This is a genomic window from uncultured Varibaculum sp. (genome assembly GCF_902489465.1).
Lineage (GTDB): Bacteria > Actinomycetota > Actinomycetes > Actinomycetales > Actinomycetaceae > Varibaculum.
On the sequence record NZ_CABTZZ010000022.1, the window covers coordinates 1 to 21,878 of the forward strand.

Annotated in this window: 17 protein-coding genes; 14 read left to right on the forward strand and 3 right to left on the reverse strand. The window is 53.3% G+C overall.

The window, feature by feature from the left end:
* Together RDM26_RS05390 and RDM26_RS05395 are read left to right on the forward strand one after the other, a co-directional pair.
* Window positions 1-1,494, forward strand: a 1,494-nt coding sequence (locus RDM26_RS05390; RefSeq protein ID WP_307737984.1) for a hypothetical protein, incomplete at its 5' end; no start/stop codon positions are given.
* Entirely contained in the window at window positions 1,491-2,819 is a 1,329-nt protein-coding gene (locus tag RDM26_RS05395) for a DUF5719 family protein (protein WP_307737985.1), read from the forward strand. The genes RDM26_RS05390 and RDM26_RS05395, both read left to right, overlap by 4 nt.
* A gap of 84 nt (window positions 2,820-2,903) precedes the next feature.
* Here the strand turns inward: RDM26_RS05395 and RDM26_RS05400 are convergent, their stop codons facing one another.
* Window positions 2,904-3,254 (reverse strand): metallopeptidase family protein, encoded by a 351-nt coding sequence (locus RDM26_RS05400; RefSeq protein ID WP_307738004.1) that lies wholly within the window; start codon window positions 3,252-3,254, stop codon window positions 2,904-2,906.
* 131 nt (window positions 3,255-3,385) lie between these two features.
* On the opposite strand from RDM26_RS05400, the gene RDM26_RS05405 reads away from it, so the two are divergent.
* The 6 genes from RDM26_RS05405 to hpf all read left to right on the forward strand — a co-directional run bounded on the left by RDM26_RS05405 (window position 3,386) and on the right by hpf (window position 10,119).
* Window positions 3,386-3,853 (forward strand): DUF3499 family protein, encoded by a 468-nt coding sequence (locus tag RDM26_RS05405; RefSeq protein WP_307737986.1) that lies wholly within the window; start codon window positions 3,386-3,388, stop codon window positions 3,851-3,853.
* Between the two features lie 104 nt (window positions 3,854-3,957).
* Window positions 3,958-4,641 carry an MtrAB system response regulator MtrA gene (gene mtrA / locus RDM26_RS05410; RefSeq protein ID WP_307737987.1) on the forward strand — a complete coding sequence of 228 codons (684 nt, stop codon included), beginning with the start codon at window positions 3,958-3,960 and terminating at the stop codon, window positions 4,639-4,641.
* Between the two features lie 6 nt (window positions 4,642-4,647).
* Window positions 4,648-6,624, forward strand: coding sequence for an MtrAB system histidine kinase MtrB (gene mtrB / locus RDM26_RS05415; protein WP_307737988.1), 1,977 nt, complete (start codon window positions 4,648-4,650; stop codon window positions 6,622-6,624).
* A 68-nt stretch (window positions 6,625-6,692) separates the two neighbouring features.
* Complete coding sequence (locus RDM26_RS05420; protein ID WP_307737989.1) at window positions 6,693-8,405, forward strand: LpqB family beta-propeller domain-containing protein; 1,713 nt, start codon at window positions 6,693-6,695, stop codon at window positions 8,403-8,405.
* A 418-nt stretch (window positions 8,406-8,823) separates the two neighbouring features.
* A complete protein-coding gene (locus RDM26_RS05425) occupies window positions 8,824-9,300 on the forward strand; it encodes a hypothetical protein (protein ID WP_307737990.1) in 477 nt (158 codons plus the stop codon).
* Between the two features lie 150 nt (window positions 9,301-9,450).
* Window positions 9,451-10,119, forward strand: a complete 669-nt coding sequence (gene hpf, locus RDM26_RS05430) for a ribosome hibernation-promoting factor, HPF/YfiA family (RefSeq protein ID WP_307737991.1) — start codon at window positions 9,451-9,453, stop codon at window positions 10,117-10,119.
* Between the two features lie 163 nt (window positions 10,120-10,282).
* Here the strand turns inward: hpf and RDM26_RS05435 are convergent, their stop codons facing one another.
* A complete protein-coding gene (locus RDM26_RS05435) occupies window positions 10,283-11,725 on the reverse strand; it encodes a threonine/serine exporter family protein (RefSeq protein WP_307737992.1) in 1,443 nt (480 codons plus the stop codon).
* A gap of 126 nt (window positions 11,726-11,851) precedes the next feature.
* Entirely contained in the window at window positions 11,852-13,450 is a 1,599-nt protein-coding gene (locus RDM26_RS05440; RefSeq protein WP_307738005.1) for a TrkA C-terminal domain-containing protein, read from the reverse strand.
* A 380-nt stretch (window positions 13,451-13,830) separates the two neighbouring features.
* On the opposite strand from RDM26_RS05440, the gene RDM26_RS05445 reads away from it, so the two are divergent.
* From RDM26_RS05445 to ilvD, 6 genes are all read left to right on the forward strand, one after another.
* The gene (locus tag RDM26_RS05445; protein WP_307737993.1) at window positions 13,831-15,615 is read left to right on the forward strand and encodes an acetolactate synthase large subunit; all 1,785 of its coding nucleotides are present in this window, start codon (window positions 13,831-13,833) and stop codon (window positions 15,613-15,615) included.
* Window positions 15,616-15,620: 5 nt separating this feature from the next.
* Window positions 15,621-16,133 (forward strand): acetolactate synthase small subunit, encoded by a 513-nt coding sequence (gene ilvN, locus RDM26_RS05450; RefSeq protein ID WP_307738006.1) that lies wholly within the window; start codon window positions 15,621-15,623, stop codon window positions 16,131-16,133.
* 2 nt (window positions 16,134-16,135) lie between these two features.
* Window positions 16,136-17,161, forward strand: a complete 1,026-nt coding sequence (ilvC, locus tag RDM26_RS05455) for a ketol-acid reductoisomerase (RefSeq protein ID WP_278606150.1) — start codon at window positions 16,136-16,138, stop codon at window positions 17,159-17,161.
* A gap of 230 nt (window positions 17,162-17,391) precedes the next feature.
* On the forward strand, window positions 17,392-18,447 hold the full coding sequence (locus tag RDM26_RS05460) for a 3-isopropylmalate dehydrogenase (protein WP_307737994.1): 1,056 nt from the start codon (window positions 17,392-17,394) through the stop codon (window positions 18,445-18,447).
* Window positions 18,448-18,561: 114 nt separating this feature from the next.
* Window positions 18,562-19,722 (forward strand): branched-chain amino acid aminotransferase, encoded by a 1,161-nt coding sequence (locus RDM26_RS05465; protein ID WP_307737995.1) that lies wholly within the window; start codon window positions 18,562-18,564, stop codon window positions 19,720-19,722.
* A gap of 105 nt (window positions 19,723-19,827) precedes the next feature.
* Window positions 19,828-21,699 (forward strand): dihydroxy-acid dehydratase, encoded by a 1,872-nt coding sequence (gene ilvD, locus RDM26_RS05470; RefSeq protein WP_307737996.1) that lies wholly within the window; start codon window positions 19,828-19,830, stop codon window positions 21,697-21,699.
* Window positions 21,700-21,878 lie beyond the last annotated feature (179 nt).

Below are 21,878 nucleotides of genomic sequence, written 5' to 3' on the forward strand. Positions count from 1 at the left end.
GAGCTGCGCCGTCCCTACCGGCTGGCGGGAGTGCTGGGCACAGAGACTTATCTACCAAACTATTCGCGCCGCAGCGCCGCCGGCCTCGCCGCGCTGTCTTTAGTGGTGGTGAGCGCCGCCGCCCCCTGGCTGTGGCTAGTGGCGTTAGCTTTCGTCTTGGCCTGCGCCCTGAGTGTCACGGTAAAGAAGCATTTATCCTGGCGGCGTAGCTGCGCGTACCTGGGAGGCGGACTAGCTATACTGGTACCGGCCTTGGTAACTCTATTACCGTCTTTTATTTGGGCACTACGCACCCATAGCCTGCGAGCCTACCTGTTCCTGACGCCCTCGGCCGCTACCCCAATAGCAATGCGCTCTCAGTTACACCTCTGGGGGCAAACCCTATCCGGCGTTCCTTTATACTTTGGAATAGCTGCTCTCGCCTGCGTGACAATAGCCGCTGCCGGAGCTTTATTTACCGGACGAGAGTTACTCGCCACCCGGATAGCGTGGCTATTTAGCCTGGCAAGCCTCGTGATCGGAATGTTTGCGCTGACACAAACGGTGGCTCCCGGACAATGCCCCTGGCTGCTTTCGGTATTTTCGGTAGCGCTCATGGGACTACTGGTGGCCACCGCGCTGGGATGGAGCGCAATCCAGCCTCCCAAACGGCTCCGTTACCTGCTGGCAAGCCTAGTTACAGTGGCGCTGGTGCTCCCTCTGGCTACCATAGCTACCTGGGCTCTACCCTCAGCGAATACTCCCTTGAAGGCAGGTTCTGACCGCTCACCAGTGGCTTTTTCGATTTTATCGGCATCGGAAAAACGAACCCGGATGCTGCTGCTAGATAAAGAGGGGGATCGCTACCAGGTGGCGATGCGCCGGGAAGCCGGACCGGGACTATTGGCCACCAACTGGCAAATTCGAACCCAATCACCTGGCCAACATGCTACCCCCGAAAGTGGGGTGCTGGCGGCGCTAATAGCGGGAAATGATCGCCAAGCTGCAACCGAGTGTGCAGATTTAGCGGTAGAACAGTTGTTGATTACTAAGCAGGCCGCCGCTGACGGACTGGACTCCAAACTCATCTCTTCCAGCTATTTTCATCCGGTATCTACCAATGATGAATACAGCGTGTGGCGCCTGGACACTTCCAGTTTCGTTCCTGCTCGCTCAGATGCACGCGTGAGAATTAGTAACGGCAAACGTCAAGAAACGGTTCCAGCAGGAGTGCTAAATGCCCAGAAATCTCTCGCTGCCTCCCCGAAGGAACGTGAGCTTTTGCTGGCAGAATCAGCTTCACCGGCCTGGAAAGCCCAAATAGCTGGCCAGGATCTTCAGGCTCGATCTGGCGGAGGGCTGCAAAGCTTTACGATTCCGGCCGGTGTTTCCGGAAATCTCCAAGTGTACTTCGCTAGTCCTGGACGTTATCTGGTGATCGGGCTATTCCTGCTGGTTTACCTAGGTGCTGCAGCCACCTGCCTGCCTTTGGGGGACAGGAGGAAACAAAAATGAAAAAACCCGCCTATAAATCTTGGCTTTCCCTGTTCTCGGCGCTAGCGATTCTGCTAGCTGCCGTGGCTCTTGCCTTGGTGATTCCCAAAACGCTTCTCGCCACCTCTAGCCCTAAAAATAGTGGCCGCGAAGTGGCAGTTCCGGCAGGAATCCAACAAGTTGTATGCCCGGGTTTGCCCGGGGAGGGCGCGACGGCTTGGGTGGAAGGGATCTCGGAAGCGGGATCCGCGCCACTAACCGATGCATCCGGGAACGCGCTGGCAAAGGAAAGTGCTCACTCAGTGGGAAAATCTGGGTTGACGCTAAAGGTAAAACCAGTAGCAGGTAAAAATGCGGCTGCCTTGGGATACGTTAGCAGTAGCGGGAAAGAGGGCGAGAACGGATTTTTCGCCGGCGTGTGCGCTGCCCCCACTAATCGCGCCTATTTTTTGACTCCCGGCACTACCACCGGCAATGCCTCTACTTTGCATTTGGTTAACCCGTCTGGAGCGCCCCTTACTGCGCGGATCCAGATTTGGACTGAACAGGGTCCTTTCGCAACTAAAGTCACGCAAAAAATCCCTGCCCGCGCTAGTAGTTCTCTGGTTTTAGATGGGCAAGCTCCGGGGTATAACCGGCTCGGGGTACTAGTGGAGGCCGAGGGGAAAGGGGTGCGCTCTTGGGTGAGTTCCACTTTGGCAACTGGAGCCCAAAAGGCTGGCGCAGTGCATTCGCCCGCTCTAGCCACCCCTTCCCATGAAGTGCTGATTCCGGCAGCTAAAATTACTGGTAAATCCAGTTTACGGGTGCTTAATCCCAGTAGGGAAGTGGCGACCTTGCAGGTATCGTTACTGGATACATCAGGGGAAACCCCGGTGTCCGCCCCCAAAAAGTTGCAGGTGTCAACAGGCGCGGTTTTCGATATTCCCTTGGGGGGAGTAAAAGACGGCCTGGCTGCGGTCAAGGTTAAATCAGATCAACCGGTAGTGGCAGCGGTCTTCGCGCAGGAGATCTTCGCTGCCCATAACACTTTGGCAGTGTATCCCTCAGTGCCAACCAACACTTCGGGAGCAGCTCTGAGTAATCAACAGGCGACGCATCTCGCTTTCGACAGCGCAAAAGAACAAAAAATTGTTTTATCTTCTGCCGGGAAAACCAAGGAGGTAGCGGTAAAACCGGGCGCCTTAACCTTAGTGAAAATACCTGAGGGTGTTTGGCAATGGCAAAGTGAAACTGCGCTGCACGCCGGTCAGCTGGTGGGAGATCCTGCCGGAACTTTCAGAACTATTGGGGTCGGAAAAGCAGTTCGCGAAATAGCCGCGATTACGGTAAAAACTAACCCCTAAGCCGCTATAACGGATAATAATCGGGTAAACCAAGAATAAAAGTTATCCCAAAATGTATTATTTAAAGAATTCTTGCGCTAATAACTAGAAGTATCCGGGAAAAACATCTTCGGGTAAACACCCAATTTCCGTACTGAGATGTTCCGCAAGCACTGCTTTAACTGCCTGTTCTAATTCCTGGGCGCTGCGGCAGCGCCACTGTATAGGCAAGCGGTAAACCACAATTCGAGTAGCCAGCTTCCCGCCCTTATCTGCGGGAAATAACCGTCCTAACACAGCCTGTGGCGACTCCCAGTCAGCCGGATCCGAGGGAGGAATATCTTCCACCCCAAATTCGATACGGTTTACTACCTCATGCTTGCGGGCAGCCTGGGTAGCCAAATCCACTACCAGCTGATCAAATTTTTCCCGCCGCGTCTTCCAAGCTGGGATCATCGGCAAGAGAGTCACTCCTCGCGCTCCGCGCCCATGGCGATCTCGCCTATTTCGTGTCAAACCCCTCACGAGAACGCACCTTACCGCGAGTTAGACTTGGGTTTTATTTCCCGCGCCGCTAACGTGCAATTGTGCGGGTAACTAGATCTTGTTCAAAAAATGGCTGCAACCAGGTGGCAGCCGCTACTTTAACCTATGTGTATAAGGATTCCACTGCTGTCCTCGGCCCCCTTGCTACCCAGGCAGAACCGCACGCCTATGATCTTTGTGCCGAACACGCAAATAATTTGACCGCTCCTCGGGGTTGGCAGGTCGTTCGGTTAGCCAGTGAGTTTACTCCTGCCGAGCCCAGTGATGATGATTTAGAGGCCTTGGCAAATGTGGTGCGGGAAGCTTCTAAGCGTCGGCATCTTCCCACTGCGAAAGTAAATAAGAACTGGGATGGGCGGCTGAGCCCCGAAGCCACCAGTGGAGGCAGCGGACATGTGGGACACGAGTACGATGCGAGCGTTAAACAGGGGCTGACTGCGGGGCGTCGGAGAGTGCAAGAGCAGCGCCGTGGCCATTTACGCCTCCTACCGGGAGGATTGCCGGATTAGCGCAGGGAATAGGTCAGATATAGATTTTACTGATCGAGCCTATAAATAAAGCAACCGCCTAACAATAGCGCAAAAAAACGTATCGGCGTGGCACAATAGATTTCATGACCGTGAAAATTTTGGTAGTGGACGACGATGAGGCACTTGCGGAGATGGTGGGCATTGTGATGTCAACCGAGGGTTATAAGTCTGTGTTTTGTCATCACGGTGATGAGGCTTTCGATATTTTTCAGGAAAGCCAACCGGATTTCGTGTTGTTAGACGTGATGTTGCCTGGCAAAGACGGAGTGGAAATCTGCCGGCAGATTCGCGCCGTATCCGATCTGCCGATCATCATGCTAACCGCTAAATCAGACACTGCTGATGTGGTGGCAGGGCTAGAAGCGGGAGCAGATGACTATATCCCCAAACCTTTTAAGCCCAAAGAACTGGTAGCCAGGATTAAAGCGCGGTTGCGGGGACGCACTAGCGAAGGTCAGGACGAGGATGTAGATCTGGGAGATCTTCATATAAACGTGGTGGCTCACGAAGTTTTCCGTGGCAATGAACGTATCGATCTGACTCCTTTAGAGTTCGACTTATTGCTAACCTTGGCGCGCTCGCCGTGGAAAGCTTTTAGCCGGGAAGAATTATTAGAAGATATTTGGGGATACCGGCATGCTAATACGGATACTCGTTTGGTGAATGTGCACGTGCAGCGGCTGCGAGCCAAGATTGAAGAAGACCCGGAACACCCCAAGATTGTGCGCACCGTGCGGGGAGTTGGCTACCGTGCTGGAGGCAACTAGGCGGCTATGAGCAGCCAACCCCCAGCCCAGGAGGCAGTGCTTAAAGAAATATCCGGCAGCTTTTGGGGATTGCTGCGGGAAAAACAATGGCGATCGGCTTTTAGCTGTCTGGGAAACCAAATTGCGAACTGGCCGATAGTGAATTTTTTTCTGTCTTCGATTTCTGCGCGACTAACCGCGCTGATGGCTTTAGCCACCGCGATGATGATGGTTATCTTGATTGTTTCCGTAACTTCGCATGTGTCTAATGGGATTTTTCAAAAACGTTTAAATATTGTGCTGCAAGATGCATCTTTGCGCACAGAAAGCTTGCAATCTGCTTTTGACGCTACGGTCACCGATTCCGTCAGTGGCGTACAAGATACGGCCTATACCTTAATGTCGGATCAACGAGATGCTTTGACAGGTGCAGGTGGGGTAGGGGCGATGCTGCTGCGGGATCCCAAAGAGACTCGCCCCCTAGCGATCAACGAAATTATTGACCCGGAACAACGCGCTTTAATCACTGCGCAGCTACGGAAAGCGGTTGAGCAAAAGAATGGACTCCACTGGCAATCAGTGTCTTTGAAAAACTCGCAAGAGCAGAAAATCCCCGGTATCATCGTGGGTTCGCGAGTATATCTACCTTTGGCGGGCAGCTACGAATTCTATATGGTCTATTCCTTAGCCTATGAGCAACAAACCATTTATATGGTAAACCAGGTACTAATTTTTGGAACAGTGGTGCTGCTCGGGGTGTTAACAGTCCTGATGGCGGCAGTTTCTTATTCGACTATGGCGCCTGCGCGGCGAGCAGCAAAAGCAGCACGCAAAGTCTCGGCCGGTAATCTGCAGATTCACCTGCCGGTACGCGGTAGCGATGAGTTAGCGCAGCTATCCCAAGCGTTAAACGATATGGCCAGTTATCTGCGAGAACAGATCAGCGACTACGAAGAGCTGGCAACTTTACAGCAGCGATTTGTATCTGATGTTTCCCACGAGCTGCGTACCCCGCTAGCCACTATTAGGATGGCTTCAGATTTGATTTATGATGAACGCGACCAGCTTTCGCCGACTAATGCCCGCTCCGCCACGATTCTGCACCGTCAAGTTGACCGTTTCGACAAGATGTTGGCGGATCTCATTGAGATTTCCCGAATTGATGCCTCCGTGGCCAAGCTTTCATTATCCGAGGTAAATCTAGGTTCTTTAGCAGGCGGAATTCTAGAGTCTAATCGAACTCTGGCAGAAAACATGGGAGTAGAGGTAGTTTTAGAAACCTACGGAGATACCGTGGCGCAGGTGGATGAAACTCGGATCAGCCGAATTGCTCAAAATTTGCTGGTGAACGCGATAGAGTTTGCGGAAGGTAAACCAGTGAAGGTTACAGTCGCCGGTTCAAAAACCGCAGTGGCTTTGCAGATCCGTGATCACGGTGCCGGTATGACTGACGCGGTTGCACAACATGTTTTTGACCGTTTTTATCGGGCGGATCCTTCCCGCAAACGTACCACTGGCGGTACCGGTCTGGGGCTCGCGATTTCTGCCGAGGACGCCGCTTTGCATTCCGGATTACTCACGGTTTTGTCCTGCCCCCAGCAAGGTTCTGCTTTTACTCTGTTATTGCCCCGCCAGCAGGGAGAAGAAATTGAGGATTTGCCAGAACAGGTTGAAAACCAGGATTTGATTACCGCTCGCTCCCAGTGGGCTATTAACCATCCAGAAGACATTATTTTGTCGGAGGATCTAGAGGATACTGCTTTGCAAGTGCGGCAATTGGAGACTAGTGAAAGCGCTCAGCAGGAAATCCCCGTGAGCGCAGCAGACAGCCTACCCCGAATGCCGGCCGAGCTGGGTGCCGATATGAAAGAATCCACTGCCGCTCAGCCATTGCCCCGCATGCCAGCGCCCGACACGGTGATTGATGTTCAAGAACGGATAAAGAATCTGGAAGGTGACGACGCTGCGCAAACCAGCCGGGATGGAAAGGCTGAGACTCAATGAACTGGTTTAGTCGTGAGCTTCGGCATCAGAAAAAGCAACTGTTGCGGAGGTGGCGAAAAGAATCGCCCGTGCCCTTAGTAAAGTCTGCTGCGTCCTCGAAAACCTCAAGAAATGAGAAAATCTGCGGGAGGAAGCGGCTTCGCTTAGGGATCCTGTCCACCTTTCTAGCTTTCAGTTTGGCGGCTTGCGCATCCCTTCCTGACTCTGGACCGGTGCATGAAGGCGAAGTGAATCCGGATTCTCGTAACCCGCTCGCCCAGCTGGCTACGGGACCGATTGATGGATCAACTCCCGAGAAACTAATTGCGGATTTCCAACAGGCCTGTGCAGCAGGTACTTACGATGATTTTGGAATTGCTAAACAGTTCCTAACCTCTGGTACTCGTCGCAAATGGCAACCGAAAACTCAAGTAACAGTGCTGAAACCTAAGACGGAACTAAAAATAGTTTTTTCTGATGGAGCGAAGATTGCTACCGGAAGTGGACAACCGGTATTGCGGGTCAACAAAGTGGGAATGAGGCAGAGTTTCCGGCAAGAGGAAACCCTTAAATACGAGTTGGCGAAAGAACATGGCCAGTGGCGGATCAGTTCGCTGCCTGACGGAGTGGTGCTAACCAATACGGCGTTTAAAAATGCTTATTCGAAACGCAACGTTTACTACTGGTCAAGCGATAATCGCTTTTTAATTCCAGATCCTCGGTGGGTGCCACGTAAAAGCATTGCTCAATACCTATTGACGGCACTATTTTCTGCCCCTACCAGTGATCTTGAGGGTGCGGTCAGTGTGGTAGAACCGATCACCAAGATTCCTTCTAACTTGGTTACTATGCAAGGACGTAAAGCGATGGTTGAACTCCCTGACACTTTGCGATTACGTTCTGAAACGGAAATGACAAGGGTGTATCAGCAGGTAAATGCCACTTTGTTGGGGATTGCCGGGATTGATGAGGTTACAGTTTCGCAAAACGGTAAAGCTCTACCGGATCCTGCTGAGCAGTCAACCCCGGTAAAGAAGCAGATGATGCTGGGGGTTAAGAATGGGGCGGTAGTCGAGGAATCCGATACCCGCTCCGGGGTATTTACAACGGCACAAGACTTGGGCGGGGAAATTACTTGGCCTACTCCCGGGCCTGTCGGCACTGATTTCCAGGTTGCGATTCGTGGGGGTAAGGAACTGGTACGCTTGCAACGCGGAAAAGCCCCCCAGGTCCTTTACCGAGGCGAGAATCTGCGGGTTCCGCAAGTTGACCCTTGGGGCTGGGCATGGACTGGGGATGCTTCCAAACCAGGGGATATGGTGGCAGTAAATAGCCATTTCCAGGTGGCGAGAGTGAAAATCCCTGAGGGTGAAAACTGGAGAATCCCGTTCTTTGCGCTTAGTGCTCCCGGGGTGCGCGGCCTAATCGTATGGCAGGTGGGCTACAGTTTCCAAGGCAATATGGTAACTGTGATCCGCGGGGAAGATGGTACCCCTATCCAACTCAAAGTGGGCAACCTAGGTACCGATATCTTGTCTGACGTAACTTCGGCTGCTTGGATTGATTCGGGCCAGGTAGCAGTTCTGCAACCGGCAGACACCCCGAAAATACAGGTTCTGGCGGTGAACTCGTATGATGAAACCTTTGAGGCGGCGCCGAAGTCTCAATACTTGGTGCCTAATCCTTTCGACGGGAATGTGCAGGTAGTTAACGAGCTAGGAACCCGGCTAGGACATATTCAACAGTCGTGGCGAGTACTCGGAAATGGGGTTTCTTATCCCGCGTTTTCAGCAAGCAGTTAACGTCCCCATCCGGTCGCTTCTGATTTCAGATTTTTTAGCTTTGATGGTTTGAGGTGCTTTGGTTACCAAGATAAATCACTCTCGGTTTTCCTGAGAGAATTATTTTTGAAAACAGCACTGCAGCTGGCGACAGCAAGCTGTACCTATGGCAGACCATCTTTATTCCAACCATCCTCCAAAGTTAGCTACCCTAGCCGGAGCACAGGTAGCTAAAACCTATCGGTATTTTTCTACCCTGATATTTCCGGAAAGCTGCCCCGGCTGTGGGCAATTGGATACCCGGTTATGTGATCGGTGTAGAGGGAGGTTTTTGCGCCCTCCCATAAGAGTTAGTGCAGCTATTCCCCTCGATGCAGATGTAAATGAGATTTGGACTCTCAGTACTTACCGAGGCTCAGCTCGTAAAGTTGTGTTGGCGATGAAACACTCGCGATCTCCTTACTATCAAGAGCTTCCATTCTTTTTTGGAGCGGCAGCCGGTAAGAGCCTGGCTGCCAGTTTTCGGCGGCCGGTCATAGTGTGTCCGGTGCCTTCAACCTTTCGGTTTGGTAAAACTGCGATCTCGTCTACCGCTGGCAGGTTGGCTGCCGGCATTACCTCCTGTTTGGAGGCCGAAGGAGTAGCCGTCAGGTTATCGGGCTTGCTAGAACTCAAACCAGGTAGTAAAAAACAGGCGGGGCGCAGCTTTGAAGAGCGGATTCGCGGCCGGGTAGGAAGTATACGGCTAGCAGTGGGGACAGATTTAGATTTCAGTAAGGAAGTGCTGCTAGTCGACGACGTGATTACCACCGGAGCGACCATTCGGGAGGCAGCCCGGGTAATAAATGGGAAACAAGCACAGGTGAAAGCAGTGTTCTCATTGAGCGTAGCGGAAGGCAGCCTCAAAACCCCTTAATAATTCCCGGTAATGCGGTAAAATTTTGGTACTTGAAAAGCCCAAAGATGGGCGAAAGGGGGGTGGTAGCTGCAATCACCGCGACCGGAATGATCCGGCTCGCATCGATTCGGGATCTTCGATCCCCATACTGTGCCCTGGAGGACACCAATGGAAATTATCGTTGAAGCACGAAACGCTGAAATCCACCCCAATTTCCGCCAATATGCCGAGGAAAAAGTCGCTAAGGTTGAACAGTTCTATCCGCGTGTACAGCGGGTAAACGTGGAACTCACTCACGAACCAAATCAGCGGCAAGCAGATACTTCCGAGAAAGTGGAACTGACAGTTTTCGGAAAGGGGCCGATTATTCGCGCAGAAGCCAGTTCTTCTGACCGTTATGCCTCAGTAGATATTGCTTGTGGCAAACTATATGAACGTTTGCGTCGCGCCCGTGATCGGGCTAAGGATCATCGCCGCCACCGGGATTTGCACCGCCAAGAAGAGCCTTTAAAGATTGAGGAACTTAATTTGAAAGATGCGGCGAAGGCGGTCACCCCGAAAGATGATGAGTTTTCCCCCGATATTGCGCGAGAGAGGAAAATCGGGGTACCTGATGAAAGCCAATTAGGGGATTCTCCAGTGGTTGTGCGGCAAAAACTGCACGAAGCATCAGTGATGACTGTTAGTGAGGCGCTCTACCAAATGGAACTGGTGGGACATCCCTTCTTCGTGTTTATCGATTCCGAAACCATGCAACCGTGCGCGGTTTATCACCGTCGTGGCTGGACCTATGGGGTTATTCGCCTGGATGCCACCGCGACTCCTCGGGAGAAATAGTCGCCATAGTTGCCGATTATTTGCCACTAGTGACTTCCAACTAGTTGGAACAGTTAGTTTTTAGTCTATAGCCCGTGGCCTAGATGCCTAGGAACAGGTGGTAAACCCAGAAAAATCAGGAGGGGGTCGCTGACGGACGTCAGCGCCCCCCTCCAACTTATAGTCAGCGCATCTGGAAACGGCGATTGCCGTCATTCCACCCAGTTTTTTCCAACAGTCGGGGCTGTGCGGTATCACGGTCAATCCGCCAGCCGGGATCAGTGAGCATTCTAGAAATCGCTAGCCCCACCCCAATGGATAAAACCACGAAAAACACTTGGACAAGAGCAGCGGTTGCTTGTGGAATATCGCCATTCGAAAGGTGAGTAATAGCGGCATAGAGGGGGACTCCGGGAATCATAATCACCACTGCGGGCACTGTCAGTGAGGTACGGGAGAACCGGAAACCACTGAGGCGAGAAATAAAATGTGCCACGATCCCAATAGTTAAAGCTGCCAGGCCCACGGCTGCCTGCGGTAGCATCCCTTGTGCCACCAGAAAAAGTCGTCCTACATTGGCAAATCCCGCAACCAGGGCAGCACAAATTGCCACTTGCGGGCGGATTGAAAACAGCACGGCGAAACCGAACGAAGCAACTACTGAACAAATAAATTGCAGCAGGTATAGAACTACTCCGGTGACCGGGAAAGCCGTGGGTGGGTCAATATGCCACTGAAATAAGGTAGCAACCATCCAAACCGAAATCCCCCCCGAAATCACCAACATAATAACGTAGGTCATGCGAGAAATTCCGGCAAGGAAATCCATTCTTACCAAGTCTAATATGGCAGTTACCAGCGGGAATCCGGGAACCAGAAACAATACTGCGGAAATAATTCCTTGCGGGTGTCCAACCGAAACTAGCCCGGTAAACACCAATGCTGAACTAATAGCCATGTAAATCAAGGAAGCAAGGAGACCGCAAAGCATCCACACCCCAAAATGGTTGGCATGCCGTTTTAGCATCGTGCGGCGCAATATCTGCCCGCAAAGAGCCGCAATCGCCACCACTAAGCATTCGACCAGTCCGCCCCGGTTAAGAAAACAAAAGCCTGCGCAGGCAACCCCGGAGGCTAAGCAGTTGATAACGGCAGGATACGGCGGCTTGTGATTGATAATCTCATCGATCCGCTGTTGGACGTCTTCAACTAGTAGTCCCGGTTTCAAAGAGCGCACAAACAGGCGTAAATCATCTAATCGTGCAGCATTAGTGCCAAATGCACGCTGCTCATGGGATTCAGTTCGGAAAGTTCCATGAGCATAAACAGAAGTGACTATTTCTGAAAAAGTTACTTGCGAGTGTTGGGCATCAATTCCGACAGCGTTGGCTAGCCTCGCCATCGAAAACTTAACCAGATAAGCACTAGCTCCAGCCGCTAGCAAGGTGCGTCCCAGGTGGGTTACCACCCCAGATTGGGCAGCTAGCCGGTCACGTAAGGCGCGAAGCTCGTCATGCTCGCTACCGTGGGGATTAAGAGTATCCGCTTTGGACTCGCCTAAAACGTCATCTGAGGACGAAGCGTGTTTGTCGGTATTGATGTTATTTTGGGAGAATTCTTGCTGCATAAGGCAATTATCTCCCCTAAACTTCACGGCTATCCAGGACGAAAGAGGTAAATCAGGGGCGATAATTATTACAATGCGCCAGCCCACTTAGGGATGACGCATTGTAAAACTAAAGTATCGATAGGTTTACAGGCCACCGATGATTTGTGCGATTAGGATCTTACCCACCATCGCCAAGGGGTATACCAGGGAGTAACCAAGCGCCACTCGCGGATCAAAGTTAGTGCGGTTATTTGCATAGGCGAGGACGGCCGGCTGAGTTTGCGCCCCAGCCAACAGACCAGATAGGCGGGTTCCACCCATCTTGAAGCCGTAGCGCATCACGAAATACAAACCGAAGCCTACGGTGAGGGTAACTGCCATACCCACCAGTAGAATCCCTAGCCACGCCCCGGAAGTAAAGGCTTTCATAATCTGACCACCAGCGTTATAGCCAGCTTGAGCCAAGAACACCAACAGACCGAACTCGGCAAGCACCTGACTTGCGGTATAAGGCAAAGCGGTGGGGAAGGGGCCAATGCGTCCTACCCGGCCGAAAATAAGCCCTACTAGCAGCGTTCCAGCTGCAGAACCAATCGTGAAGTACTCGCCACTGGGAGTAAGAATGGGGAACTCACCGATTAGCAGTCCCAAAACCATGCCGACACCTAAAGCCACCGGATTAATAGAAGTCAAGCCGGTAGTGGAATCCCCAAAATACTTGGATAGCTCTTTAAGGTTTTTGGTGGGTGCCACTACCCGAACCCGGTCGCCCATCTGAAGTACCAGGTCAGCGCGCCCTAGCATATCGGTATCGCCACGCCGTACCCGCGACACGGTCGCTTGGTAACGTTCCTCTAGGCCAAGCTCCCCTAAAGTGCGTCCAGCCAGCTTCGGATCAGAAATAGTGATTCGGCGATAGTCCCAATCCCGCCGGTCGGCAGCAAGGGAAATCGACGAACCATGTCCCAGTTCAGAAACCACTTCGACCACCAAGTTTTGCGGACCAACTACGGTCACCAGGCAGCCTTTAGCGAGTTTAGTGTCGGCAGTGGGACGCACAATCGGCCCGTCCTCGGTTTCCCGAAGCCGGGAAAAACGCACGTTTTCGCCAACATGGGCACGGATATCGCGCACCGAGGGGCGGTCGTCCCGCTCAACCCGCACCGTGCGAGAAACCAAAGATGCGGGGCGGTCTTTATCGTTCTTGCCATAGTTGAGAGCTAAGGTAGCCACGATTAGCATTCCGAAAACGCCAAACAAGTAAGCAATGGAATAGGCAACTGTTGCCGACTGTTCATCACCAGAGGCCGCGCCGGCAGCAGCTAGAGCCGGGGTGTTAGTAATTGCGCCCGCAAAAGTACCGCCGATAGTGGCCGCATCCATTCCCGCGATTTTGCCTAGCACGCAGGCAACTACGCCCCCGCCGGCTAAAACCGCGAAAGTAGCGGCCATAATCCCTAAAGATTTTTTAAGAGAAGCAAAGAAAGAATTCCCCGAGTTAATCCCGATAGCAAAAGCAAATAGAGCCAGACCGAGTTTTCCGAACTCATGCGGGAATTTGGAAACCATATCCAAGCCCTCGGCGGTACCCCAAGCGGAAATCCCGATAGCTAGGAAAAGGACTGCAGCCGCCCCCAATCCGATTCCTTTGATCCGGAAATGCCCCAGGTACATCCCGATCCCGATTAACCCGAAAAGTACAAGTACTGGCTGTTCTGCCAGGTATTGGAAGACTGTCTGCACGGTTCCTCCTTGTAAAGCCATACGACAGTATCTATCTTGTCATAGCCTCTCCTACGACTGTCAGACCAAAGTCCATTTAAGAGGTGAAAATAGCGAGGAGTGTGTCACCATTACGATGAAAATTCGATACTTGTCCGGTAGGCGAACTTAGCTTCGTGTATCAAAACGTGAGACGAAGCCCAGTGCAAATGGTGTGGAACGTAGAGTTTAGCTTGTTATGACGAAACGAATCATTGAGCTAGTCGCCCTAGTACTGCTGGTACCAGAGAGGGCTAGACACGTCTAAAAACGTTTCGAGACGTAGCAAGCCCTAGGTAACAGCACCTAGGGCTTTTTTGTTTATAAAAATCAAAGAAATATTTACCAGAACGGGGATGACGATGAGCAACAAGGAGCAATCACCAGGCGAAGCTCCTCCTCCCAAAAGGATGAGTGGCGCTCGGGCAGTGGTCGCTACCCTGGAACGCCTGGGAGTGACCGATGTGTTTGGTTTACCCGGAGGGGCAATCATGCCGGTTTTCGATGCGCTCTATGACTCGCAGATCAACCAGATCATCGTGCGTCACGAACAAGCCGCGGGACATGCGGCGGAAGGTTACGCACTCTCGAGCGGGAAAACCGGAGTAGCAATCGTAACCTCTGGGCCGGGAGCCACCAACCTGATGACCGCTTTGGCGGATGCCCATATGGATTCGGTGCCGCTGGTGGCAATCTCGGGGCAGGTGGCTGCTAGTGCGATCGGTACTGACGCTTTCCAAGAATCTGACGTAGTGGGAGTGTCGATGCCGATAACCAAACACAATTTTTTGGTAACTGAGCCGGAAGATATTCCTGTTACTTTGGCGAAGGCTTTCCATTTGGCCTCTACTGGTCGTAAAGGCCCGGTGCTGGTAGATATCGCCAAAAATGCCCAAGTTGGCGAACTTGTTTTTTCTTGGCCGGTAACAGTGGATTTACCTGGATATAAAGTGCCGAGTAAACCACACGCTAAGCAAATAAAAGCCGCTGCCAAACTGATGGCGAAGGCAGAACGGCCAGTCCTCTATGTTGGCGGAGGAGCGCTGGCGGCCGAAGCGACGGCAGAGCTAAAGGAACTGGTGGAAGTTACCGATTTCCCGGTAGTGCTTACCTTGACCGCGCAAGGGGCGTTCCCGTCCTCGGATCCCCATTGCCTGGGAATGCCGGGGATGCACGGTTCGGTGCCGGCGGTGACCGCCTTGCAACGCGCGGACGTAATGGTGGCGCTAGGGACACGTTTCGATGATCGGGTAACTGGTCGCCTGGATGCTTTTGCTCCGGATGCGAAAGTGATTCACGCCGATATTGACCCCGCCGAAATCTCGAAAAACCGGGTAGCGGACATACCGATCGTGGGAGACCTGCGGCAAACCCTACAGGGACTACTGCCGAAAGTTAAAGAGGAAATGCAGCGAAACCCGCGAGACATTTCCGGTTGGAAGCACCATTTGGATTACATCTGTGAGCGTTACCCGCTTTCCTATGATGAACCAGATGACGGTCTCCTCCCCGCCCAATATGTGGCTAAACGGATCGGGGAAATGGTGGGTAAGGACGCGATTTATTGCACCGGCGTGGGACAACACCAAATGTGGTCGCAGCAGTTTTTGCCCCACGAGAACCCGCGCGGCTTCCTCACTTCCGCCGGCTTAGGGACGATGGGGGTAGCAATTCCCGAGGCAATCGGGGCGCAAGTAGCTAACCCGGATGCGCAAGTCTGGGCGATTGACGGGGACGGGTGTTTCCAAATGACCAACCAGGAGCTCGCGGTCGCTACCTTAGAGAATCTGCCGATTAAAGTGGCGATTATTAACAATTCGGTGCTGGGAATGGTGCATCAGTGGCAAGAACTATTCTTTGACTCGCGCTTTTCGGGCACTTTATTACAAGACGGAGAAGGCGGAAAGGACATTCCCGACTTCGTGAAACTGGCGGAAGCCTATGGCGCGCTAGGGTTGCGGGCTCGAACCAAAGAACAGGTTGATGAGGTAATCGCGCAGGCAATGCAAACCAATGATCGTCCGGTGGTGATTGATTTTCGAGTCTCTACCGATTCCCAGGTCTGGCCGATGGTTCCGGCGGGCGAGTCGAATAGCAATATTATCTATGCAGGCGGGCAAGGTCCGGTCTGGGAAAGTGAGGACTGATCGTGATGGAGAATCGCCACACCCTTTCCATCCTGGTAGAGAATAAACCCGGCGTCCTCGCTAGGGTAGCTGCCCTGTTTACCAGGCGAGCTTTCAACATTCATTCCCTGGCGGTCGGAGAAACCGAAGAACCATCGATTTCTCGGATAACCGTACAGGTAGATGCGGAAAATTTACCTTTTGAGCAGGTAACTAAACAGTTAAACAAACTGATAAACGTGCTAAAAGTGGTGGAGCTACATCCTCAGGACTCGGTTACCCGCAAGTTTGTACTGTTTAAAGTGCAGGCGAATGCAGATAACCGTTCCCAGGTGCTACAGATTGTGGATCTATTTCGCGCTTCGGTAGTAGATGTTCACCGCGAATCGCTGGTTATCCAGGCAGCCGGGGTGCAATCAAAACTAGAGGCATTAATGGAAACCTTAGCGCCTTACGGAATTAATGAAATCGTGCAATCGGGGGCGGTCGCCATCGGCCGCGGTCCGCGTTCAATCACCGATCAACTAAAGGAGAAATAGCAATGGCTGAGATTTTTTATGACAATGACGCGGATACATCCGCACTTTCCGGTAAGAAAGTTGCCATTATCGGATACGGTTCGCAAGGTCACGCCCACGCCCTCAACCTGCGCGATAGCGGGGTAGAGGTAGTCGTAGGGCTGCGGGAAGGCTCGTCCTCGGTAGCTAAAGCTAAAGAGCAGGGGCTAGAGGTCAAATCGATTGAGCAGGCAACCGCAGAGGGCGACATCGTAATGGTGCTTGCGCCTGACCAGGTACAGCGGACTGTTTATGCCGAGCAGATTGCCCCGAATCTGAAACCGGATGCCGCGATTTTCTTCGCCCACGGCTTCAATATCCGTTTCGGGTATATTCAACCCGGTGCTGGCCACGACGTGTGTATGGTGGCGCCGAAAGGCCCTGGTCATAAGGTTCGTGCCTCCTATGAAGCCGGTTACGGAACCCCGGCGGTTATCGCGGTGGAACAGGACGAATCCGGCAATGCTTGGCAAGTAACTAAGGCCTATGCGAAAGCTCTGGGAGCAACCCGGGCAGGGGTAATTAAGACTACTTTTACCGAGGAAACCGAAACCGATTTGTTCGGGGAACAGGCAGTGCTCTGTGGCGGAGTATCGCATCTGATTCAAGCCGGTTTTGAGACATTGACCGCGGCCGGTTATCAACCGGAGATCGCCTACTTCGAGGTTTGCCACGAAATGAAACAGATCGTGGATTTGATTAACGAGGGCGGGATCACCAAGCAACGCTGGTCTTGTTCGGACACCGCCGAATACGGCGACTACGTGTCGGGGCCGCGAGTAATTACTGATCAGACCCGCCAGGCTATGCGTGACATTTTGTCCGATATTCGCGACGGTTCTTTCGCGCAGCGTTTCATCAATGATCAAGACAACGGAGCTCAGGAGTTTAAACAGATGCGTGCCACTGAAGAAGCCCACCCGATTGAGAAAGTTGGGCGCGAACTACGTGCCATGTTCTCGTGGAATCAAAGTGATGATGACTACCAGGAAGGGCAGGCGCAGCGCTAAGGGCGGACTTCTCATGATGACCATAGCTGCTGTTGTGGGCGGTTCCCGAAAAGTGTTCGGGGGACCCCGGTGAGCCTTGCTTCGCTCGGCTCAAGCCCCCTCTCGCATCTTTTCGGGAACCAGCCTACGGCAAAGCGAGGAACTTCCTTTACGGGGATAAACAACAGGTAAAGGAAAATCAATGAGACGGATAGTCCGCCGCGTAGCGTGGAGGAAGGTAGGTAAAGACTATGGGTAATAGCATTAAGCTCGCGGTTATTCCCGGGGACGGGATTGGTAAAGAGGTAGTAGCTGAAGGACTAAAGGTTATGGACGCTGCCTTGGCTGGTAGCCGGATTAGCGTCGATAAAACCGAGTTCAACCTGGGGGCTGCCCGCTACCGGGAGACCGGAGAGATTCTGCCCGAGGCAGAGCTGGAAAGCATTAAGCGGCATGACGCGATTTTGCTGGGGGCAGTCGGAGACCCGGCGGTTCCCTCGGGAGTGCTAGAACGCGGCTTGCTGCTCAAGCTACGTTTCAGTCTGGATCACTATGTGAATCTGCGTCCCGCCCACTACTACCGGGGAGTCCCCACTCCGCTGGCTAATCCAGGAGAGATTGACTTCGTGGTAGTTCGAGAGGGCACCGAAGGTTTGTACTGTGGAAACGGTGGGGCGATTCGGGTGGGAACTGATCAAGAAATCGCCACCGAAGTCTCCGTTAATACTGCTTTTGGAGTCGAACGGGTGGTGCGCTTCGCGTTTGCCCAGGCTGCCAAACGGCGTCAGCACGTAACCCTAGTGCATAAGCACAATGTGCTGGTTCATGCCGGACATCTGTGGCGGCGAACGGTAGAGCAGGTAGCTAAAGAATATCCCGAGGTCACCTGGGATTATGCCCATGTCGATGCCGCCACTATCTACCTGGTACAAGACCCGGGGCGTTTCGACGTAATCGTCACCGACAACCTGTTCGGCGATATTTTGACTGACGAAGCGGGAGCGATTACCGGGGGGATTGGACTGGCAGCCTCGGGAAATATTAATCCCGACCGCACCTTCCCCTCCATGTTTGAGCCAGTGCACGGCTCGGCTCCCGATATTGCTGGAAAGGGAATCGCTGACCCCACGGCTACGATTGCTTCAGTAGCGATGCTGCTAGAAAACGAGGGTGCGAGGAAACCGGCGGAAAATATCCGCGCCGCGATAGCCGCCGATATGGAAGAGCGCGCCCTAGCCTCCGCGCAAGGTCACCCCTTGCAGCGCAGTACCAGCCAGATCGGGGATGCGATTGCTGCCCGCCTCTAACGGAAACGGATAATCGCTACTTACGGCGAAAAAAGTAAAACGTGGCCACTGAGTGACCGAGGAACAGAGTTTAGGAACAAAAACAGGCTCCCCGGAGCCGGAAAGAACACAATGATGAGTGAGAATGGTTTAACCCATGAGCCAACCCAGTTAGAGGCAGCATCGCAAGTTCCACTACCGACCGCGGATCAGTTGGCGGGGCGCTTTGCTTTGCAAACTAACCAGCATCCAGCTAGCGACAAAGAATACCGCGAGATTATGGATTCCCTGTCTTTCGGTTCTCATTTCGGGGATCACATGGCGGTTGCCGACTGGAAAGCAGGTGAAGGGTGGAGCGGACACCGCGTGCAAGCCTTCGAAAACTTGAGTCTGTCGCCAGGAGCCGTAGTGTTCCACTACGGGCAAGAAGTCTTTGAGGGGCTAAAAGCCTACCGTCACAAAGATGGATCGATCTGGGCTTTCCGCCCCCGCTACAATGCTGCCCGCATAAATGCATCGGCGCGGCGCCTGGCGTTACCGGAAATTCCGGAAGAAGACTTCGTCGCTTCGGTAGTTGACCTGGTGCGTGCCGATAAACGCTGGGTGCCGACTGCCCCTAACACTTCCCTCTATATTCGTCCCTTTATCATTGCAACTGAACCCTACCTGGGGGTACATTCTGCCAATGAAGCGAAATATCTGGTGATTGGTTCTCCTTCTGGCGCCTATTTCTCAGGCGGGGAAGCCAAAGGAGTGTCTATTTGGGTTGACCGCCACTATCATCGGGCAGGTCCAGGCGGGACTGGGGAAGCTAAATGCGGTGGCAACTATGCGGCTTCCCTGCTGCCTCAAAATCTGGCGGCTGAAAAGGGTTATGAACAGGTCTGTTTCTTGGACACCAAACGAGGAGAAAACCTGGAAGAACTGGGCGGCATGAACGTGTTCGTAGTGCGGGCAGACGGTTCAGTACACACCCCACGCCTGACTGGCGTAATCCTGGAGGGTGGGACTCGCTCGGCGATTTGCCGGCTGCTGCGCGATAGTGGCACTCCGGTTTTTGAACGCGATATTTCCCTAAAATCGCTGGTAGAAGATATCCGCTCGGGTGAAGTAAGCGAAGTGTTTGCCTGTGGAACTGCCGCGGTAGTAACCCCGATTGGGCGGCTCGGTTCCGATGATTTCGAGGTGGAAGTGCCTTGCGGATCAGTCACTGCCAGTATTCATCAGCGCCTGGTAGACATCCAAAATGGGGAAGCTCCCGATCCTTACGGCTGGACGTATCAGCTTTGTGACTAGCTAGCGTTTAGAAGGGCGCCGGTTCCGCTGTTAACAGCGGAATCACCCCTCATCCTCGTAAGCCCGTACCCCCGCCAACAATAGACAATATTTTTTAGGAGAAAAATGGCTTATCCGCTTCGTTCAAGAATTTCCACTGCCGGCCGCAATATGGCAGGTGCCCGCTCGCTGTGGCGAGCCACCGGCATGAGTGACAGTGATTTTGGGAAACCGATTATCGCCATCGCCAACTCCTTTACCCAATTTGTGCCGGGTCACGTACATCTAAACCAGGTATCCCCGCTGGTAGCGCAGGCTATTGAAGCTGCAGGTGGGGTGGCGAAAGAGTTCAACACCATCGCCATTGATGACGGGATCGCCATGGGGCACCAGGGGATGCTCTATTCTTTGCCCAGCCGGGAAATCATCGCCGACAGCGTGGAATATATGGTGAACGCCCATTGCGCGGACGCCTTAGTCTGTATCTCCAACTGCGACAAAATCACCCCGGGAATGCTGATTGCCGCTATGCGGCTGAACATTCCCACCGTGTTTGTCTCCGGCGGTCCCATGGAGGCTGGGCGAGGGATCGACCCCAAAATGATTGTGGGGCCGTCCCAAAGCGGGCACGGCAACCTGATTACCGTAATGAACGCCACTGCTGACCAGGAGATTTCTGATCAACAGCTGACCGAGATCGAAAAAGCGGTCTGCCCTACTTGTGGGTCCTGTTCGGGAATGTTCACCGCTAACTCCATGAATTGCCTGACTGAGGCACTGGGGTTGGCACTGCCCGGAAATGGTTCTACCTTGGCGACGCATGCTGCGCGCCGCGACTTATTTACCCAGGCGGGCAAGGTAATCGTGCAGCTGTGCGAGCGTTACTATGGCCAGGAGGAGGACGCAGTTTTGCCTCGGGCAATCGCTTCCCGGGAGGCATTCCTGAACGCCATGAGTCTAGATATGGCGATGGGAGGCTCCTCCAATACGGTGTTGCACCTGCTGGCAGTTGCTCGCGAAGCGGGGGTGCGCTTTGACCTGGAAGATATTTCCCGACTGGGGCGCAGCGTGCCTTGTCTGTGCAAGGCGGCGCCTAACCACAATGATTACCATATGGAGGACGTGCATCGCGCCGGCGGGATCCCGGCACTGCTGGGAGAACTTGACCGCGCCGGGCTATTAAACCGTGAGGTCACCTCGATTCACGCGCCCTCGCTAGAAAAATGGCTTGCCGATTGGGACGTACGGGGTGGCTCTGCGACTGAACAGGCGGAAGAATTGTTTAAGGCAGCTCCTGGGGGAGTGCGTACTACCGAGCCGTTCTTCACTGCTAACCAGTGGAAAGACCTGGATACCGATACGGTCAGTGGTTGTATCCGCGATACCGCTCACGCCTATTCGGCCAACGGGGGATTGACGGTTTTGCGGGGGAATCTGGCAGAAAAAGGTGCCATTATTAAAGCCGCTGGAATCGATAGCGACCTGTACCATTTCCGCGGTAAAGCGATCGTGATGGAATCCCAAGAAGAGGCCATTGAGAAAATCCTAAATCACAGTGTTAAGCCTGGTCACGTAGTAGTGATTCGCTACGAAGGGCCGGCGGGCGGGCCGGGAATGCAAGAAATGCTCTACCCGACCTCCTTCCTAAAGGGGAGAGGATTGGGTAAAAAGTGCGCCCTAATCACCGATGGGCGGTTTTCGGGTGGTACTTCCGGGATTTCGGTGGGGCATATTTCTCCCGAGGCCGCTGATGGGGGCTTAATTGCCCTAATCGAGGACGAAGACGAAATCACGATTGACATCAATACTGAATCCTTGACCCTAGAGGTGCCGGAAGCAGAACTGGGTCGCCGCCGTCAGCAAATGGAGCAGCGTCCTCATCCGTACACTCCGCGTAGCCGCAAACGCACAGTTTCTGCCGCTCTGAAACTCTACGCTGCCTGCGCTTTAAGTGCCGACCAAGGTGGCGCGCGCGATGTAAGTCGGGTGACAGGTTAAAGTTCTGAATGCCAATAACCTCCGGTATTACTGAGCTGGCTGTCAAAAAGATGCGAATGGGGGCTTGAGTCGAGCGAAGCAAGACTCACCGGGGTCCCCAGAGCGCTTTTTGGCGGCCAGCGTCACGATACCAGCGTGCGTTTAGATAAGCAGTTTTGACGAGTAGTAACGGCTGAGTA

Bases quoted from the DNA above. Each gene is read 5' to 3' on its own strand.
- hpf (WP_307737991.1), top strand. From the start codon at position 9,451: ATGGAAATTATCGTTGAAGCACGAAACGCTGAAATCCACCCCAATTTC.
- RDM26_RS05460 (WP_307737994.1), top strand. From the start codon at position 17,392: ATGGGTAATAGCATTAAGCTCGCGGTTATTCCCGGGGACGGGATTGGT.
- RDM26_RS05435 (WP_307737992.1), bottom strand. From the start codon at position 11,725: ATGCAGCAAGAATTCTCCCAAAATAACATCAATACCGACAAACACGCT.
- RDM26_RS05465 (WP_307737995.1), top strand. From the start codon at position 18,562: ATGAGTGAGAATGGTTTAACCCATGAGCCAACCCAGTTAGAGGCAGCA.
- RDM26_RS05400 (WP_307738004.1), bottom strand. From the start codon at position 3,254: ATGATCCCAGCTTGGAAGACGCGGCGGGAAAAATTTGATCAGCTGGTA.
- ilvN (WP_307738006.1), top strand. From the start codon at position 15,621: ATGGAGAATCGCCACACCCTTTCCATCCTGGTAGAGAATAAACCCGGC.
- ilvD (WP_307737996.1), top strand. From the start codon at position 19,828: ATGGCTTATCCGCTTCGTTCAAGAATTTCCACTGCCGGCCGCAATATG.
- mtrA (WP_307737987.1), top strand. From the start codon at position 3,958: ATGACCGTGAAAATTTTGGTAGTGGACGACGATGAGGCACTTGCGGAG.
- ilvC (WP_278606150.1), top strand. From the start codon at position 16,136: ATGGCTGAGATTTTTTATGACAATGACGCGGATACATCCGCACTTTCC.
- RDM26_RS05425 (WP_307737990.1), top strand. From the start codon at position 8,824: ATGAAACACTCGCGATCTCCTTACTATCAAGAGCTTCCATTCTTTTTT.
- mtrB (WP_307737988.1), top strand. From the start codon at position 4,648: ATGAGCAGCCAACCCCCAGCCCAGGAGGCAGTGCTTAAAGAAATATCC.
- RDM26_RS05395 (WP_307737985.1), top strand. From the start codon at position 1,491: ATGAAAAAACCCGCCTATAAATCTTGGCTTTCCCTGTTCTCGGCGCTA.
- RDM26_RS05445 (WP_307737993.1), top strand. From the start codon at position 13,831: ATGAGCAACAAGGAGCAATCACCAGGCGAAGCTCCTCCTCCCAAAAGG.